Raw genomic sequence first — 15,264 nt, forward strand, 5'->3', positions numbered from 1 at the left:
CACCCGTCGTGCCGACGAGTACGACTCTTACGCCTGAGGAGGCGCACCCACCCCATGACCGATCACCCGAAGCTGCAGCACGCCGGCGGCCTGGACTTCGCGATCGCCGACATCTCCGAGGCGGAGTACGGCCGCAAGGACATCCGGCTCGCCGAGAACGAGATGCCGGGCCTGATCGACCTGCGCCGTGAGTACGGGGAGTCCAAGCCGCTGACCGGCGCGCGGATCGCCGGCTCGCTGCACATGACCACCCAGACCGCGGTCCTCATCGAGACCCTCGTCGCGCTCGGCGCCGACGTCCGCTGGGTGTCCTGCAACATCTTCTCCACCCAGGACTACGCGGCCGCCGCGACCGTCGTGGGTCCGCACGGCACCGAGGAGAACCCGCAGGGCGTCCCGGTCTTCGCCTGGAAGGGCGAGTCGCTGGAGGACTACTGGTGGTGCACCGAGCAGCTGTTCAAGTTCCGTGACGCCGACGGCAACGTCGTGGGCCCGAACATGATCCTCGACGACGGCGGCGACGCCACCCTGCTCGTGCACAAGGGCGTCGAGTTCGAGAAGACCGGCGTCGTGCCGAGCTTCGACGACGACGACCTGTCCGTCTCCGACGAGGAGCGGGTCGTGTTCGACACCCTGCGCCGCAGCCTCGCCGAGGACCCGCAGCGCTGGACGACGATCAACTCCGACATCCGCGGCGTCACCGAGGAGACCACCACCGGCGTCAACCGGCTGTACCAGCTGGCCGAGCGCGGCGAGCTGCTCTTCCCGGCGATCAACGTCAACGACTCGGTCACCAAGTCGAAGTTCGACAACAAGTACGGCATCCGCCACTCGCTGGTCGACGGCCTCAACCGGGCCACCGACGTGCTGCTCGGCGGCAAGGTGGCCGTCGTGGCCGCCTACGGCGACACCGGCAAGGGCTCGGTCGAGGCCCTCGCGGGCCAGGGCGCGCGCGTCATCGTCGCCGAGGTCGACCCGATCTGCGCGCTGCAGGCGCTGCTGGAGGGCCACCAGGTCGCGACCCTGGACCAGGTCATCGAGCAGGCCGACATCATCGTCACGGCGACCGGCAACAAGGACATCCTGACGGTCGACCTGCTCAAGCGGGCCAAGCACCAGGCGATCGTCGCCAACGTCGGTCACTTCGACAACGAGATCGACATGGCGGGCCTGTCCCGCGTCGAGGGCATCAAGAAGATCAACATCAAGCCCCAGGTCGACGAGTGGATCTTCCCGGACGGGCACTCGGTCATCGTGCTGTCCGAGGGCCGCCTGATGAACCTGGGCAACGCGACCGGCCACCCGTCGTTCGTGATGTCCAACAGCTTCTCGAACCAGGTGATCGCCCAGATCGAGCTGTTCACCAAGCACGAGGAGTACAACAAGGACGTCTACCGGCTGCCGAAGCACCTGGACGAGAAGGTCGCGCGGATCCACGTGCAGGCCCTCGGTGGCGAGCTGACCAAGCTCACCAAGGACCAGGCCGAGTACATCGGCGTGGACGTCGAGGGTCCGTACAAGCCGGAGCACTACCGCTACTGAGCGAGTAGCCCGCGGATCGCGCATCGGTACCGCGTTCTCCGTCCGACGGCGCGGGGGTCCCTTCCGGGGCGCCGCGCCGTCGGCGTACCAGGGGGTCACCGTCGGGATGACGATCGAGATCGGGTCGGGTGACGGCTGGGTGCACTGCGCCCGGGGTCACCGGCACTGGGGCCTGTTCGGCGCGGCCGGGCTGCTCGTGCGCCACCGTGACGACGCCGACCCGGCGGGCGTCGACCGGGTGCTGCTGCAGCACCGGGCGTCCTGGAGCCACCACGGCGGCACCTGGGGGATCCCCGGCGGTGCCCGGGACCGGGGGGAGTCCGCGGTGCGGGCGGCGCTGCGCGAGGCGGCCGAGGAGAGCACCCTCGCCGTCGCCGGGCTGGCGCCGGTGGAGGAGTTCGTCGACGACCACGGCGGCTGGAGCTACACCACCGTCGTCGTGCGGACGCCGGACGCGCCGCCGGTCCGGGTGCGCGGCGCGGAGAGCACCGAGCTGCGCTGGGTGCGCACCGACCGGCTCGGTGAGCTGGACCTGCACCCGGGCTTCGCGACGACCTGGCCCACCGTCTCGGCGCTGGGCGCCTGACCTACGCTCGACCGCCGTGGGGGAACTGGTGGTCGTCGAGGGACTGGACGGTGCGGGCAAGCACACGTTCACCACGGGGCTCGTCGCCGAGCTGCGCGCACACGGCGCCTCGGTCACCACGACGGCCTTCCCCCGCTACGACGACGACGTGCACGCCGAGCTGGCCCGCGACGCGCTCTACGGCCGGATGGGCGACCTCGCCTCCTCGGTGCACGCGATGGCGGTGCTGTTCGCGCTCGACCGCCGGGCCGCCGCGGCCGGGCTGCGCGCGGCGCTCGCCGCGCACGACGTCGTGCTCGTGGACCGCTACGTCGCCTCCAACGCCGCCTACAGCGCCGCCCGGCTCGGCCAGGACGCCGACGGCGAGGTCGTCGGCTGGGTCCGGGCGCTGGAGATCGACCGGTTCGGCATCCCGGTGCCCGGCCACCAGCTGCTGCTGGCACCGCCCCGGGAGGTCGCCGCGGAGCGGGCGAGGTCGCGCGCGGCCACCGAGCCCGGCCGCGCCCGCGACGCCTACGAGAGCGACGACGGCCTGCAGGCCCGCACCGACGCCGTCTACCGGGAGCTGGCGGCGCGGTCCTGGCTGAGCCGCTGGACGGTGCTCGACGACCCCGCCGCGGCACCGTCGGCCCTCGTGCCCGCCCTGCTGCACCGGTGCTGATCACGGGGCTGGGATAGTGACGTCCATGAAGTCGCGCGTACTGGTGGTCGACGACGACCCGGCCCTGGCCGAGATGCTCACCATCGTGCTGCGGGGCGAGGGCTTCGAGACAGCGGTCGTGTCCGACGGGACGCGGGCACTGCCCGCCGTCCGGGACACCCAGCCGGACGTGGTGCTGCTCGACCTGATGCTGCCCGGCATGAACGGCATCGACGTGTGCCGGGCGATCCGGGCGGAGTCCGGCGTCCCGATCGTCATGCTGACGGCCAAGAGCGACACCGTCGACGTCGTGCTCGGGCTGGAGTCCGGCGCCGACGACTACGTCGTGAAGCCGTTCAAGCCCAAGGAGCTCGTCGCGCGGATCCGGGCCCGGGTCCGCCGCAACGACGCCGAGCCCGCCGAGCAGCTGTCCATCGGCGAGATCGACATCGACGTGCCCGCGCACCAGGTCACCCGGGAGGGCCGGCCGATCGCGCTGACCCCGCTCGAGTTCGATCTGCTCGTCGCGCTGGCCCGCAAGCCGCGCCAGGTGTTCACCCGCGAGGTCCTGCTCGAGCAGGTGTGGGGCTACCGGCACGCCGCGGACACCCGTCTGGTGAACGTGCACGTGCAGCGTCTCCGGTCGAAGGTCGAGCGCGACCCGGAGCGCCCCGAGGTGGTCCTGACCGTCCGCGGGGTGGGGTACAAGGCCGGTCCTCCGTGACCGGCGCGCCGCGGGTGGTGCACCGGCCGTGGTGACGCGGCGCCGCGGACTCCGCACCCGGCTGGCCCGGCTGCCCGGCGCCCGGCGGGTCGCCCGCGCGCTGGGCCCGCTGCGGGTGCAGGCCCACGAGCTGGGCGTGCTCATCGCCGCGGCGTGGCGGCGGTCGCTGCAGCTGCGGGTGGTCACCTCGACGCTGGCGCTGTCGTCGGCGGTCGTGCTGGTGCTCGGTCTGGTGCTGCAGAGCGAGATCGCCGAACGGCTGCTGCAGAGCAAGCTCGACGCCGCGATCTCCCAGTCGGACGCGAACCGGCAGGTCCTGGAGGGGCAGCTGGCGAGCGTCGACCCGGACCGCGAGGGCGTGCAGGAGACCCTGGACACCGCCCTGGAGCGGCTGACCGACACCACCGGCCCCGGCCGGGCCGGGACGGCCGGGGAGTTCAGCGCCGCGCTGACCACCGGGTCGGCGAACGGGCCCGAGGTGTCCGCCGGCGACGTCGGCCAGATCACCGCGCGCCAGCAGGACATCACCGCCCGCGGGTCGCTGGACAGCCTGAACCGCCAGTACACGACCGTCGACGGCGTCCCGAACCTCGTCATCGGGCAGAAGATCGCCACTGCGGGCCGGGAGCTGCAGTTCTACCTGCTGTTCCCGCTCAACGGCGAGCAGCTGACCCTCGGGCTGGTGCAGAGCACGCTGATCGTCGGCGGGCTGGTGCTGCTGGTGCTGCTGGCCGCGATCGCCAGCCTCGTCACCCGGCAGGTGGTCCGCCCGATCCGGCACGCCGCCGACGTCGCCGAACGCTTCGCCGGGGGACACCTCGACGAGCGGATGGCCGTGCGCGGCGAGGACGAGGTCGCCCGGCTCGCCGAGTCCTACAACGAGATGGCGGGCAGCCTCGCCGCGCAGATCGCCCAGCTCGAGGAGTTCGGGGCGCTGCAGCGGCGGTTCACCTCCGACGTCAGCCACGAGCTGCGCACGCCGCTGACCACCGTGCGGATGGCCGCCGACGTCCTCTACGCCTCCCGTGACGAGCTGCTCCCGGCGCTGCGCCGCAGCTCCGAGCTGCTGGTCACCGAGCTCGACCGGTTCGAGGAGCTGCTCGCCGACCTGCTGGAGATCTCCCGTCTCGACGCCGGCGTGGCCGAGCTGGGTGCCGAACGGGTCGACCTGTCCGCGGTGGTGCGGCGGGCGTCCGACGCGGTGCGCGGCATCGCCGCCGACGCCGGCACCGACCTCGTCCTGGATCTGCCGGCGGGCGAGCTGATCGAGGCCGACCCGCGCCGGGTGGAGCGCATCGTGCGCAACCTCGTCGCGAACGCGATCGACCACGGCGAGGGCCGCCCGGTGGAGGTGACGGTGGCCGGCGACGACGCCGCGGTCGCCGTCGTCGTGCGCGACCACGGCGTCGGGCTGCGGCCCGGCGAGGCCGACCTGGTGTTCAACCGGTTCTGGCGGGCCGAGGAGTCGCGGGCCCGGCGCAGCGGCGGCACCGGGCTCGGGCTGTCGATCAGCATCGAGGACGCCCGGCTGCACGGCGGCTGGCTGCAGGCCTGGGGCGAGCCGGGCAATGGCTCGGCGTTCCGGCTGACCCTGCCGCGCGAGGTGGGCGGGCACATCACCGCCTCGCCGCTACCGCTCGGCCCGCCCGCCGCCGCGGCCGGGGACCGGCGCAACGGCAGCTCGGTGCCGACCCCGCCGCAGGGGATCGGCCGCGACCTGCGCGAGGAGGACCTGTGGCGGCTGCGCCCCGAGGAGCACGCGCCGATGCAGCCCGCCGAGCGCGCCATCATCGACCCGGGCGGCGACCGGTGACCGCCCGGCGTGCGCTGGCGGCGCTGGTCGTGACGGTCGCCGCCGCCGTCGTCGCCGGGTGCGCGACGGTGCCCCAGCAGTCCGACGTGCAGGTGCTGCGCCAGGGCGAGCAGGCGGCCGAGCAGAACCTGAGCGGCCCGATCGAGGACGACGAGCCGCTCGGCCTGGTCCGCGGGTTCGTCTACCGTTCCGGCTCGCCCGACGACCGGCACGCGCAGGCCCGCCGCTACCTGTCGGCGTCGGCGTCGGACTGGGACGACGCGGCGTCGCTGACGGTCCTGGACGAGCGGTTCGACACCGTCGTGTCCCCGGACAACGGCACACCGGGCCCGGACCGGGTGACGGTGCGGGTGCGGGGCACCCGGCTGGGCACGGTCGGGCCGGGCGGGGCGTTCGAGTCCTCCCCGCAGCGGGTCGAGGTCGACGTCGGCGTCGTCCGGGAGGGCGAGCACTGGCGGATCGACCGGCCACCGCCCGGGGTGATGGTCCGGCTGTCGGACTTCCGCTCGCACTACCGCGAGCTGCAGGCCTGGTTCGTCGACCCGGTCCGCCGGATGCTGCTGCCCGACGGGCACTACATCCGCAGCGGGCGTCCCGGTGAGCTCGCGATGGACGCCGTCGACGTGCTGCTGCGCGGGCCGTCCACCGGCCTGGCCGGGGCCGCGGTGACGATGTTCCCGGCGACCGCGCGGATCCGCTCGGCCACCACCGATCCCGCGGCGGGCACGGCGTCGATCGAGCTGACCGGGGTGTCGGGGCTGTCCCCGCAGGACCGGGGGCTGCTCGCCGCGCAGGTCGCGCAGACCCTCGGCGGGGTGGGCGTGCCGCGGGTGGAGCTGCTGGCCGACGGCGGACCGCTGGTCCCCGGCACGCCGACGGTGTCGGCCGCGGACCAGGCCGACCTCGTCGCCGGCCCCGGCCGTGCCCCCGCGTTCCCCTACGTCGTCGACGGCGGCCGGGTCCGCCAGCTCGGCGCGACCGGCGTGGCGGCGCCGGTCGCCGGGCAGGCCGGGAACGGCTCGTTCGACATCACCGAGGCCGCCGCGTCCGCGCGCAGCGGGCGGATCGCCGTCGTGTCCCGGGAGTCGACGGGCACCCAGCGGCTGCTCACCGGCCCGCTGGGCGGGGAGCTCACCGCCACCCCAGTGTCCGGCGCCGACGTCCGCTCGCTGAGCTGGAACGGGGCGGGCGACGAGATCTGGGCGGTCGTGAACGGCAGGCTGCGCCGGGTCCTCGTCCCGCCGTCCGGGCCGCCGGTCGAGGGCGCGGTGGACGCGGGCAGGCTGACGCCGCTCGGCCGGATCGGGGACATCGCGCTGGCGCGTGAGGGCGGCCGGATCGCCGTCGTCGCCGACGGTGCGCTGCTCGTCGGCCCGATCGTCCCGCTCGACGACGGCGAGGTCGCCGTCGGGCCGCTGCGGCGGCTGCGCCCCGGGGACCTCGACGACGTGGTGTCGATCGACTGGCACTCCGCGGACCGCATCGTGGTCGCGTCGGACTCGGACCGCCCCATGTCCGAGGTGAGCGCCGACGGTCTGCGGCTGGACCAGATACCCGGCACGAACCTGACCGCGCCGCTGGGGGCGCTGGCCGCCGCCGAGGGGCGCCCGCTGTACGTGACCGACCGGACCGGCCTGTGGAGCTACTCCGGCGGCGAGTTCGACGCCTGGCAGCAGGCGGGCGGGACCGGAGCGGCCGCACAGCCGTTCTACCCCGGCTGAGCGCGTCCCGGTGGCCGGATCCCCGGCCTGTGGACAACTCCGGCGGTTGTGGACAACCCGGCCCGGGCGGGCTCCGGCGGGGCCGCGGCGACGGTGCCGGGGGCGAGTATCGGAGCCGTGACCCCGACCCGAGCCCCGTCCCCGGCCGCCGCCCTGCTGGACCTCCTCCTGCCCCGGACCTGCGGGGGCTGCGGTGCCGGGCCGCCCGGTAGCGGGGGCTGGTGCCCGGCCTGCGCGCAGGACACGGCGGGCCCGGTGCCGGTCCGGGTGGCAGGAGCCGGTCGGGTCGCGGCGGCCGGGCGCTACCGCGGGCCGCTGCGCCGGGCCGTGCTGGCGTACAAGGAGCGCGGCCGGCGGGACCTGGCGCCGGACCTGGCCGGGCTGCTGGTCGGCCCGGTGTCGGCGGTGCTCGCGCCGCGGGCCGACGGGACGCCGGACCCGGCCGCGGTGCGCCTGGTGCCCGCCCCGTCCCGGCCGTCGGCGGCCCGGGTGCGCGGCGGTGACCACGTGCTGCGGCTGTGCCGGGCGCTGGCGCCGTTGCTGACCGCGGCCGGGCTGCCGGCCCGCACCGACGCGGTCCTGGCCCTGCACCGCCGCGCCCGGGACTCGGTGGGGCTCGACGGCGCGGGACGGGCGGCGAACCTGGCCTCGGCGCTGCACCCGGCCCGCGGCCGCGAGCCGGTGCCTGCGGCCCCGGGGGAGGCGGTGCTGCTGGTCGACGACGTCGTGACCTCCGGGGCGACGCTGCGGGCCTGCGGGGCGGTGCTCGCCGCATCCGGACTGCCCGCCGTGGGCGCCGTGGTGCTCGCCGACGCCTCGGCCCGCCGGCGCCGACCGGACGGTCGCCTGTGACGGCAGTCACACGATCTGGCGGGTCCGCCGGTCTCCCCGTCCGCCGTCCACAGTGGTCCCCGGGTGCGCGATCCGGAGGTGAGCGCGCCGCCCCCGGGGGTGACGGGTCACCCGGGTGCCGCGGGGTCGTCGCACACCGCGTCCGATGGCGCCAGGGTGTCCACCCGACGGGTCGGCGAACGACCTGTCCCGGAGGCGGATTTCCCGATAACGTCGGCTGAACTCCGACCGCTACCACATCAGGAGGAACGACCGCGAGCCCACCCCCCGGGGCCGTCGTCGGGTCCCGGGTTCAGCACGACTGAAGCGAGGGATGTTCGAGTGGAGATCGTCGTCACCGGCCGGAACGTCGAGGTGCCGGAGCACTTCCGTGGCCTGGTCCAGGACAAGCTCAGCCGCCTGGAACGCCACGACCACAAGATCGTCGGAATGGAGGTGGAGCTCTTCCACGAGCCGAACCGCCGTCAGCAGAAGTCCTGCCAGCGCGTCGAGATCACCGGGCGCGGCGGCTGCGGAGCCGTCGCCCGCGCCGAGGCCTCCGCCGCCGACTTCTACGCCGCACTCGACATGGCCGTCGGCAAGCTCGCCGAACGGCTGCGCCGCTCCCACGATCGCCGCAAGCCCAGCCGCCGCGACCGCGTGGCCGCCTCCCGCGCCGCCGCCGACGCCTCGGCCGTCGCGCTGATGGAAGCGGCCCCTCCCGTCACCGACACCATCCCCGCACCGCGCAGCCACGACGAGTCCCTGACCGACGACGAGCTGGTCCGCCTCGAGCAGCAGTGGGAGGCCGAGTACCGGCCCGGGCGCATCGTCCGCGAGAAGTCCCACCCGGCCACACCCATGAGCGTCGACGAGGCGCTGTCACGGATGGAGCTCGTCGGCCACGACTTCTACATGTTCGCCTGCAGCGAGACCGGCCGTGCCTCGGTCGTCTATCGCCGCCGCGGCTACGACTACGGCGTGATCCGGCTCGACGGCTGACCACCCGCGCCCGACGGTGCCCGGGCCGCGGCGGGGAACGCCTCCCCGCCGCGGCGCGGGCCACCGTCGCCGGTGCCCGTACCATGGACGACGGGGTCGGCCCGCCGTGCGGCGGCGGTGCCGTGCCGGTGCCGCCCGCGGCACCGGGTCGCGGCGCGGAGACCGTGGTGGGAGGCCCCGTGTCCTGACCGCGACGTGAATGAGGTCGGCAGTGCCCTTCCTGAGTCGACTCCTCCGGGCCGGCGAGACCAAGCTGGTGAAGCGGCTCGCGAAGATCGCCGCGCACATCGACGGACTGGAGCCCGATTTCGAGGGCCTCACCGACACGCAGCTGCGCGCCAAGACCGACGAGTTCCGCCGTCGCCACGCCGACGGCGAGTCCCTCGACGACCTGCTGCCCGAGGCCTTCGCCACGGTGCGCGAGGCCGCCCAGCGCACGCTGGGCCAGCGCCCGTTCACCGTGCAGCTGATGGGCGCGGGCTCCCTGCACATGGGCAACGTGTCGGAGATGGGCACCGGTGAGGGCAAGACCCTGACCTCGACGCTCGCCGTCTACCTCAACGCGCTGCCCGGCGACGGCGTGCACGTGGTCACCACGAACGACTACCTCGCCAAGCGCGACTCCGAGACCATGGGCCGCATCCACCGCTGGCTCGGTCTCACCGTCGGCGTGATCCTGTCGGAGATGACCCCGGCACAGCGCCGCGAGCAGTACGCCTGCGACGTCACCTACGGCACGAACAACGAGTTCGGCTTCGACTACCTGCGCGACAACATGGCGTGGAACACCGCCGACATGGTCCAGCGCGGGCACAACTTCGCCATCGTCGACGAGGCGGACTCGATCCTCATCGACGAGGCCCGCACGCCGCTGATCATCTCCGGCCCGGCCGAGCAGAGCGCCCGCTGGTACCAGGAGTTCGCGCGGCTCGCGCCGATGCTGTCCAAGGACATCCACTACGAGGTCGATGAGCGCAAGCGCACCGTCGGCATCACCGAGGAGGGTGTCGCGCTGATCGAGGACCAGCTCGGCATCGACAACCTCTACGAGTCCGCGAACACCCCGCTGGTCGGCTACCTGAACAACGCGGTCAAGGCCAAGGAGCTGTTCAAGAAGGACAAGGACTACATCGTCAACGACGGTGAGGTCCTGATCGTCGACGAGTTCACCGGCCGTGTGCTCGCCGGCCGTCGCTACAACGAGGGCATGCACCAGGCGATCGAGGCCAAGGAAGGCGTCGAGATCAAGCCGGAGAACCAGACCCTGGCGACGATCACGCTGCAGAACTTCTTCCGGCTCTACGACAAGCTCGCCGGCATGACCGGTACGGCCCAGACCGAGGCCGCCGAGCTCCACGAGATCTACAAGATGTCGGTCGTCTCGATCCCGCCGAACCGGCCGCGGGTGCGCGCCGACCAGGCCGACCTGATCTACAAGACCGAGCCCGCGAAGTTCGAGGCGGTCGCCGACGACATCGCCGAGAAGCACGAGAAGGGCCAGCCGGTCCTGATCGGCACGACGAGCGTCGAGAAGTCCGAGTACCTGGCGAAGCTGCTGCTGCGCCGCGGTGTGCCGCACGAGGTGCTCAACGCGAAGAACCACGCGCGTGAGGCGCAGATCATCGCCCAGGCTGGGCACGCGGGCGCCGTCACCGTCGCCACGAACATGGCCGGTCGCGGTACCGACATCATGCTCGGCGGCAACCCCGAGTTCCTCGCCGACCTGGAGCTGCGCAGCCAGGGCCTCGACCCGGTCGAGACCCGTGAGCAGTACGAGGCCGCGTGGGACGCGGTGCTCGACCGCATGCGCAAGCAGGTCAAGGCCGAGGCCGACGAGGTCCGCGCCGCGGGCGGGCTCTACGTGCTCGGCACCGAGCGCCACGAGTCCCGCCGCATCGACAACCAGCTTCGCGGCCGGTCCGGCCGTCAGGGCGACCCGGGCGAGTCCCGCTTCTACCTGTCCCTCGGCGACGAGCTGATGCGCCGCTTCAACGGCCAGGTCGTCGAGTCGATCATGAACCGGTTCAACCTGCCGGACGACGTGCCGATCGAGGCCGGGATGGTCACCCGCGCGATCCGCAGCGCGCAGACCCAGGTCGAGCAGCAGAACTTCGAGATCCGCAAGAACGTCCTCAAGTACGACGAGGTGCTCAACCAGCAGCGCAAGGTCATCTACGACGAGCGCCGCCGGGTCCTCGACGGGGAGGACGTGCAGCGCCAGACCCGCAACATGCTCGAGGACGTGATCCACGCCTACGTCGTCGGCGCCACCGCCGAGGGCTACTCCGAGGACTGGGACCTCGAGAAGCTGTGGACGGCGGTCAAGGGTCTGTACCCGATCCAGCTCGACTGGCGCACCGTCACCGACGACATCGACGACCTGTCGGCCGAGGAGCTCGAGCGGGTCATCCTCGCCGACGCCGAGACCGCCTACGCCCGGCGCGAGGCCGAGATCGACGCGCTCATCGGCCCGCAGGGCGGCATGCGCGAGCTCGAGCGCCAGGTCCTGATGCAGGTCATCGACCGCAAGTGGCGCGAGCACCTCTACGAGATGGACTACCTCAAGGAGGGCATCGGGCTGCGGGCCATGGCCCAGCGCGACCCGGTGATCGAGTACCAGCGCGAGGGCTTCGACATGTTCGCCGCGATGCTCGAGGGCATCAAGGAGGAGACGATCGGGCACCTGTTCAACGTCGTCGTCCAGGTGCAGCAGCCGGCCGCCCCCGTCCAGGAGGCCGAGCCGGAGACGACCGAGATCCCGGTCGTGCGCCGGGTCCCGGCCGAGGACCCCGCCGAGTCCACCGTGGTCCTGCCGAACCTGTTCCGCACCAGCCCGCCGCAGAACCTGCAGTACAGCGGCCCGGGCGAGGACGGCGGGGTCGCGCGTCGCGGCGAGGGCGGGGCGGCGGCCCCGGGCACCGGGCGTACCGGTCGCCACCAGGTCCCGGCCCGCGGCAACGGGGCGTCCCCGAACGGCGACGACGGCGTCAACCGCGCCGAGCGGCGCCGTGCGGAGAAGGCCCGCCGGCGGCGCTGAGCTCCGGGCGCCGCCCGGCGGGGGTCTCCCGCCGGCGGCGCCGGTTCCCGCGGTCGCGGTCGTGCCGGTTCCCGTGGTCGCGACGCCCCGCACGAGCCGGGGCACGCAGCAGGTCCCGCTGCGACGGGGATCCGCACCCGGCCGGGCTCGGCCGCGTCGCGCCTCACACGAGCCGGACGGCGGTGGCGAGCCACCGGCCGTCCGGTGCCCGGTCCAGCCGCAGCGCCAGGGCCCGCACCCGCCCGGCGACGGTGACGGTCGCGCAGACCTCGGCCACGTCCGGCCGGGGAAGGCCGACGTGCACCCGCGGCGCCCGGCGCGCGGTCGAGCCGTTCGGGCTCCCGCAGCCGGGGGCACCGACGCGTCCACCGGGGCCCGACCGGCCACGGGACGGGCGCGCCGGGTGCACGATCCGGGCCGCGGTCAGGTAGCGGCGCACCGCCGGGGTGGTGACGGCGGCGACCCCGTCCGGCGGGCGGCGCCCCGCGAGCACCTCGGTCAGCAGCCGGACGATCCCGGTGGCCGGGGCCCGGACCCGCTCGACGTCGGCCGGGGAGGCGTCCTCGGGCACCGTCGGCACCGGGACGGGGCGGACCGCCTCGCGCGGTGCGGGCGCCGGTCCGGAGGACATCCGGAACCCACCGGGCAGGACGACGACGACCCCCGGTGCGAGCGGTTCCGGCACGTCGGCGGGGGCCTGGACCCGGAGCGGCCCGGAGCCGGTCCCGGGGGTGGTGTCGGTCCGCGGGCCGGAGGCACCCTCCGCCGGGGCGGTGTCGGTCGTCGTCGTGGTCACCGCGCCAGACTGCGACGGCCCCGGTGGCCGCGACGGGGACCGGCCCGGATCCGCCACCGGATCGTCCGGCTCCGCACGATCCGGTGCCGCACGATCCGAGGGCGCACGTACGGCCGGCGTGCTCCGGCGCACCGACGGAGCCACGGATGCGAGCGGTGCCGGCGCCGCGCTCGTGACCCGACGCCCGGTGGGAGCCGGTGTTCACGAACGCGATCGGCCCCGCCCGTCCGCCCCCGCCGGGCCCTGCCGCGTCCTACCCTCCCGCGATGCCCGCACCCCGCCCACCGGGACGTATCGACCTCACCCCGCCCCGTCTCGTCGCCGCTCCCGACCCGGTGGACGGCCCCGCGGAGTCGCTGGCCGACCTCGTCGTCCGGGCCGGGGCGGCGGTGCTCGCCGAACGCCGGCGGCGGACCGGGGGCCACGGCCTCGGCGTCACCGGGTTCGCCGTCCTCGACGTGCTGGAGCGGTGCGGCGGACTGGCCCAGCGCGAGCTCGCCGCCCGGGTCCGGGTCGCCCCGACCAGCCTGACCCCGGTCGTCGACGCGCTGGAGACGGCGGGCCTGGTGGTCCGCCGCGGGGACCCGGCGGACCGGCGGGTCCGGCTCGTCGCGCTCACCGACGCCGGGCGGGAGCGGTGGCGTGCCGCCCGCCCCGACGGGCGCGGACCGTGGCTGCGGGAGCCGGGGGACGGGCTCGACGACGCCGTCCGCGCTTACCTGCTCGCGGTGATCGCCGACCTGGAGCAGGATCGGTCCGACGTGACGTGATCGGCGGGGGAGTGCGATGGGACGGACCGCGGTCGAGGTGGTCGACCTGGTGAAGCGGTACCCGAAGGCGAAGGGCAACGCCGTCGACGGCCTGTCGTTCTCGGTGGCCGAGGGCGAGGTGTTCGGGCTGCTCGGGCCCAACGGCGCCGGGAAGACCACGACCGTCGGCGTGCTCACGACCCGCGTGGTGCCGACCTCGGGCACGGCCCGGGTCGCCGGGCTCGACGTGCGCGCCGACGCCGTCGCCGTCTGCGCGAAGCTGGCCGTCGTCCCGCAGCGCCAGAACCTGGACCGGTCCCTCGGCGTCCGCGACAACCTGGTCTTCCACGCCGCCTACCACGGCGTCGGGCGGGCGGAGCGCAACCGCCGCGCCGACGAGCTGCTGGAGCGGATGGGGCTGACCGACAAGGCGAAGGCCGTCGCCGACGACCTGTCCGGCGGCCAGGCGCAGCGCGTCATGATCGCCCGCGGGCTCATGCACTCCCCGGAGGTGCTGTTCCTCGACGAGCCCTCGACCGGCCTGGACCCGCAGGCCCGGCTGTTCGTCCACGACCAGATCAGCGGGCTGCGCGACGAGGGCGTGACCGTCGTGCTCACCACCCACGACATGGACGAGGCGCACAAGCTGTCGGACCGGATCGGGATCGTCGACCACGGGCGGCTGCTCGCGCTGGACACCCCGGACGCGCTGGTCCGGTCGCTGCCGGGCAGCGCGACGGTGGAGATCGTCGCCGACCACGGGCCCGGTGCGGCGGAGACGCTGCGCGCGGCGCTGGCCGGGCTGGGCGGTGTCGCGCGTGCCGAGACCCCGCCGGGCCGCGGCCCGGGGGAGAACGGCACCGTGTCGGCGTTCCGGCTGTCGGTCACCGCGGAGCCGGCGGCGCTGCTGGCACCGGCCGTCGACCTGCTCGGGCGGCACGGCGCCACGGTGCGCGACGTCAGCCTGGGGCAGGCGACGCTGGAGGACGTGTTCATCGACCTGACGGGCAGGGACCTGCGATGACCGGGCGTGCCTTCCTGGCGGTGCTGCGCCGCGACCTGTTCGTCACCGGCCGGGAGCTGCCCTCGTTCCTCGCCCAGACGCTGGTGCAGCCGTTCTTCTTCCTGCTGGTGTTCGTCGTGGTCCTCGGCCGCGGCGGCTTCGTGTCACCCGAGTACGGGCAGATCATGCTGCCCGGGCTGATCGCGCTGAACGCGATGTTCGGCGCGCTGCAGGCGGTGACGCTGCCGCTGGTGTTCGAGCTGTCCTGGACCCGGGAGATCGACGATCGGCTGCTCGCGCCGATGCCGGTGTGGGCCGTCGCCGTCGAGAAGATCGCCTTCGCGGGGCTGCGCGGCCTGCTCGCCAGCCTGCTGATGGTGCCCATCGGTTTCGCGATGATCGACATCCGGTGGCCTGCCGAGGGGCTGGCCCCCGCGCTGCTGATGGTGGTGCTCGGGAGCCTGCTCGGTGCGGCGATGGGGCTCACCATCGGCACCGCGGTGCCGCCGCGGCGGATCAACATCCTGTTCGCGGTGATCTTCACGCCGCTGCTGTTCACCGGCTCGGTGCAGTACCCGTGGCTCACCCTGGCCGACCTGCGCTGGTTCCAGGTGCTGTCGGCGGTGAACCCGCTGACCTACGTCAGCGAGGGGATCCGCGCGTCGCTGGTGCCGCAGGTCCCGCACATCCCGCTGTGGGTGTGCGTGCTCGTCCCGGTGGCGGCGATCGTGCTGTTCACCCTGCTGGGGATCCGCGGCTTCCTGCGCCGGGCCCTCGACTGAGCCGCGGCGGTCGAGCGGCGGAGCGGCAGCACCGAGCC

At 74.2% G+C, this 15,264-nt stretch carries 13 protein-coding genes; 12 read left to right on the plus strand and 1 reads right to left on the minus strand.

Annotated features, from left to right (window positions below; translation table 11 throughout):
• The first annotated feature begins 54 nt into the window (after positions 1-54).
• The 9 genes from ahcY (at position 55) to secA (ending at position 11,896) form a co-directional block, all read left to right on the plus strand.
• Complete coding sequence (ahcY, locus tag KPL57_RS00660) at positions 55-1,542, plus strand: adenosylhomocysteinase (protein ID WP_226349969.1); 1,488 nt, start codon at positions 55-57, stop codon at positions 1,540-1,542.
• Positions 1,543-1,648: 106 nt separating this feature from the next.
• Positions 1,649-2,128, plus strand: a complete 480-nt coding sequence (locus KPL57_RS00665; RefSeq protein ID WP_226349970.1) for an NUDIX hydrolase — start codon at positions 1,649-1,651, stop codon at positions 2,126-2,128.
• 16 nt (positions 2,129-2,144) lie between these two features.
• Positions 2,145-2,789 (plus strand): dTMP kinase, encoded by a 645-nt coding sequence (locus KPL57_RS00670; RefSeq protein WP_226349971.1) that lies wholly within the window; start codon positions 2,145-2,147, stop codon positions 2,787-2,789.
• A 25-nt stretch (positions 2,790-2,814) separates the two neighbouring features.
• Positions 2,815-3,492 carry an MtrAB system response regulator MtrA gene (gene mtrA, locus KPL57_RS00675; protein WP_020622190.1) on the plus strand — a complete coding sequence of 226 codons (678 nt, stop codon included), beginning with the start codon at positions 2,815-2,817 and terminating at the stop codon, positions 3,490-3,492.
• A gap of 28 nt (positions 3,493-3,520) precedes the next feature.
• Positions 3,521-5,305 carry an MtrAB system histidine kinase MtrB gene (gene mtrB / locus KPL57_RS00680; RefSeq protein WP_374203644.1) on the plus strand — a complete coding sequence of 595 codons (1,785 nt, stop codon included), beginning with the start codon at positions 3,521-3,523 and terminating at the stop codon, positions 5,303-5,305.
• On the plus strand, positions 5,302-7,026 hold the full coding sequence (locus KPL57_RS69220) for an LpqB family beta-propeller domain-containing protein (RefSeq protein WP_226349972.1): 1,725 nt from the start codon (positions 5,302-5,304) through the stop codon (positions 7,024-7,026). Before mtrB ends, KPL57_RS69220 begins: the two co-directional genes overlap by 4 nt.
• A 117-nt stretch (positions 7,027-7,143) precedes the next feature.
• Entirely contained in the window at positions 7,144-7,878 is a 735-nt protein-coding gene (locus KPL57_RS00690; RefSeq protein WP_226349973.1) for a ComF family protein, read from the plus strand.
• A gap of 321 nt (positions 7,879-8,199) precedes the next feature.
• Positions 8,200-8,859 carry a ribosome hibernation-promoting factor, HPF/YfiA family gene (gene hpf, locus KPL57_RS00695; RefSeq protein WP_062397537.1) on the plus strand — a complete coding sequence of 220 codons (660 nt, stop codon included), beginning with the start codon at positions 8,200-8,202 and terminating at the stop codon, positions 8,857-8,859.
• Positions 8,860-9,070: 211 nt separating this feature from the next.
• On the plus strand, positions 9,071-11,896 hold the full coding sequence (gene secA, locus KPL57_RS00700; protein ID WP_226349974.1) for a preprotein translocase subunit SecA: 2,826 nt from the start codon (positions 9,071-9,073) through the stop codon (positions 11,894-11,896).
• 163 nt (positions 11,897-12,059) lie between these two features.
• Here secA and KPL57_RS00705 read toward each other — a convergent pair whose 3' ends face one another.
• A complete protein-coding gene (locus KPL57_RS00705) occupies positions 12,060-12,692 on the minus strand; it encodes an Rv3235 family protein (protein ID WP_226349975.1) in 633 nt (210 codons plus the stop codon).
• 266 nt (positions 12,693-12,958) lie between these two features.
• Between KPL57_RS00705 and KPL57_RS00710 the strand changes: the two genes are divergently transcribed.
• The 3 genes from KPL57_RS00710 to KPL57_RS00720 are packed head-to-tail and all read left to right on the plus strand — an operon-like array spanning position 12,959 to position 15,226.
• Positions 12,959-13,462 carry a MarR family winged helix-turn-helix transcriptional regulator gene (locus KPL57_RS00710; protein WP_226349976.1) on the plus strand — a complete coding sequence of 168 codons (504 nt, stop codon included), beginning with the start codon at positions 12,959-12,961 and terminating at the stop codon, positions 13,460-13,462.
• Between the two features lie 16 nt (positions 13,463-13,478).
• Positions 13,479-14,465, plus strand: a complete 987-nt coding sequence (locus KPL57_RS00715) for an ABC transporter ATP-binding protein (RefSeq protein ID WP_226349977.1) — start codon at positions 13,479-13,481, stop codon at positions 14,463-14,465.
• A complete protein-coding gene (locus KPL57_RS00720) occupies positions 14,462-15,226 on the plus strand; it encodes an ABC transporter permease (protein WP_178376074.1) in 765 nt (254 codons plus the stop codon). Before KPL57_RS00715 ends, KPL57_RS00720 begins: the two co-directional genes overlap by 4 nt.
• The last annotated feature ends 38 nt before the right edge of the window (positions 15,227-15,264 follow it).

It is taken from the genome of Pseudonocardia sp. ICBG601 (assembly GCF_020496245.1).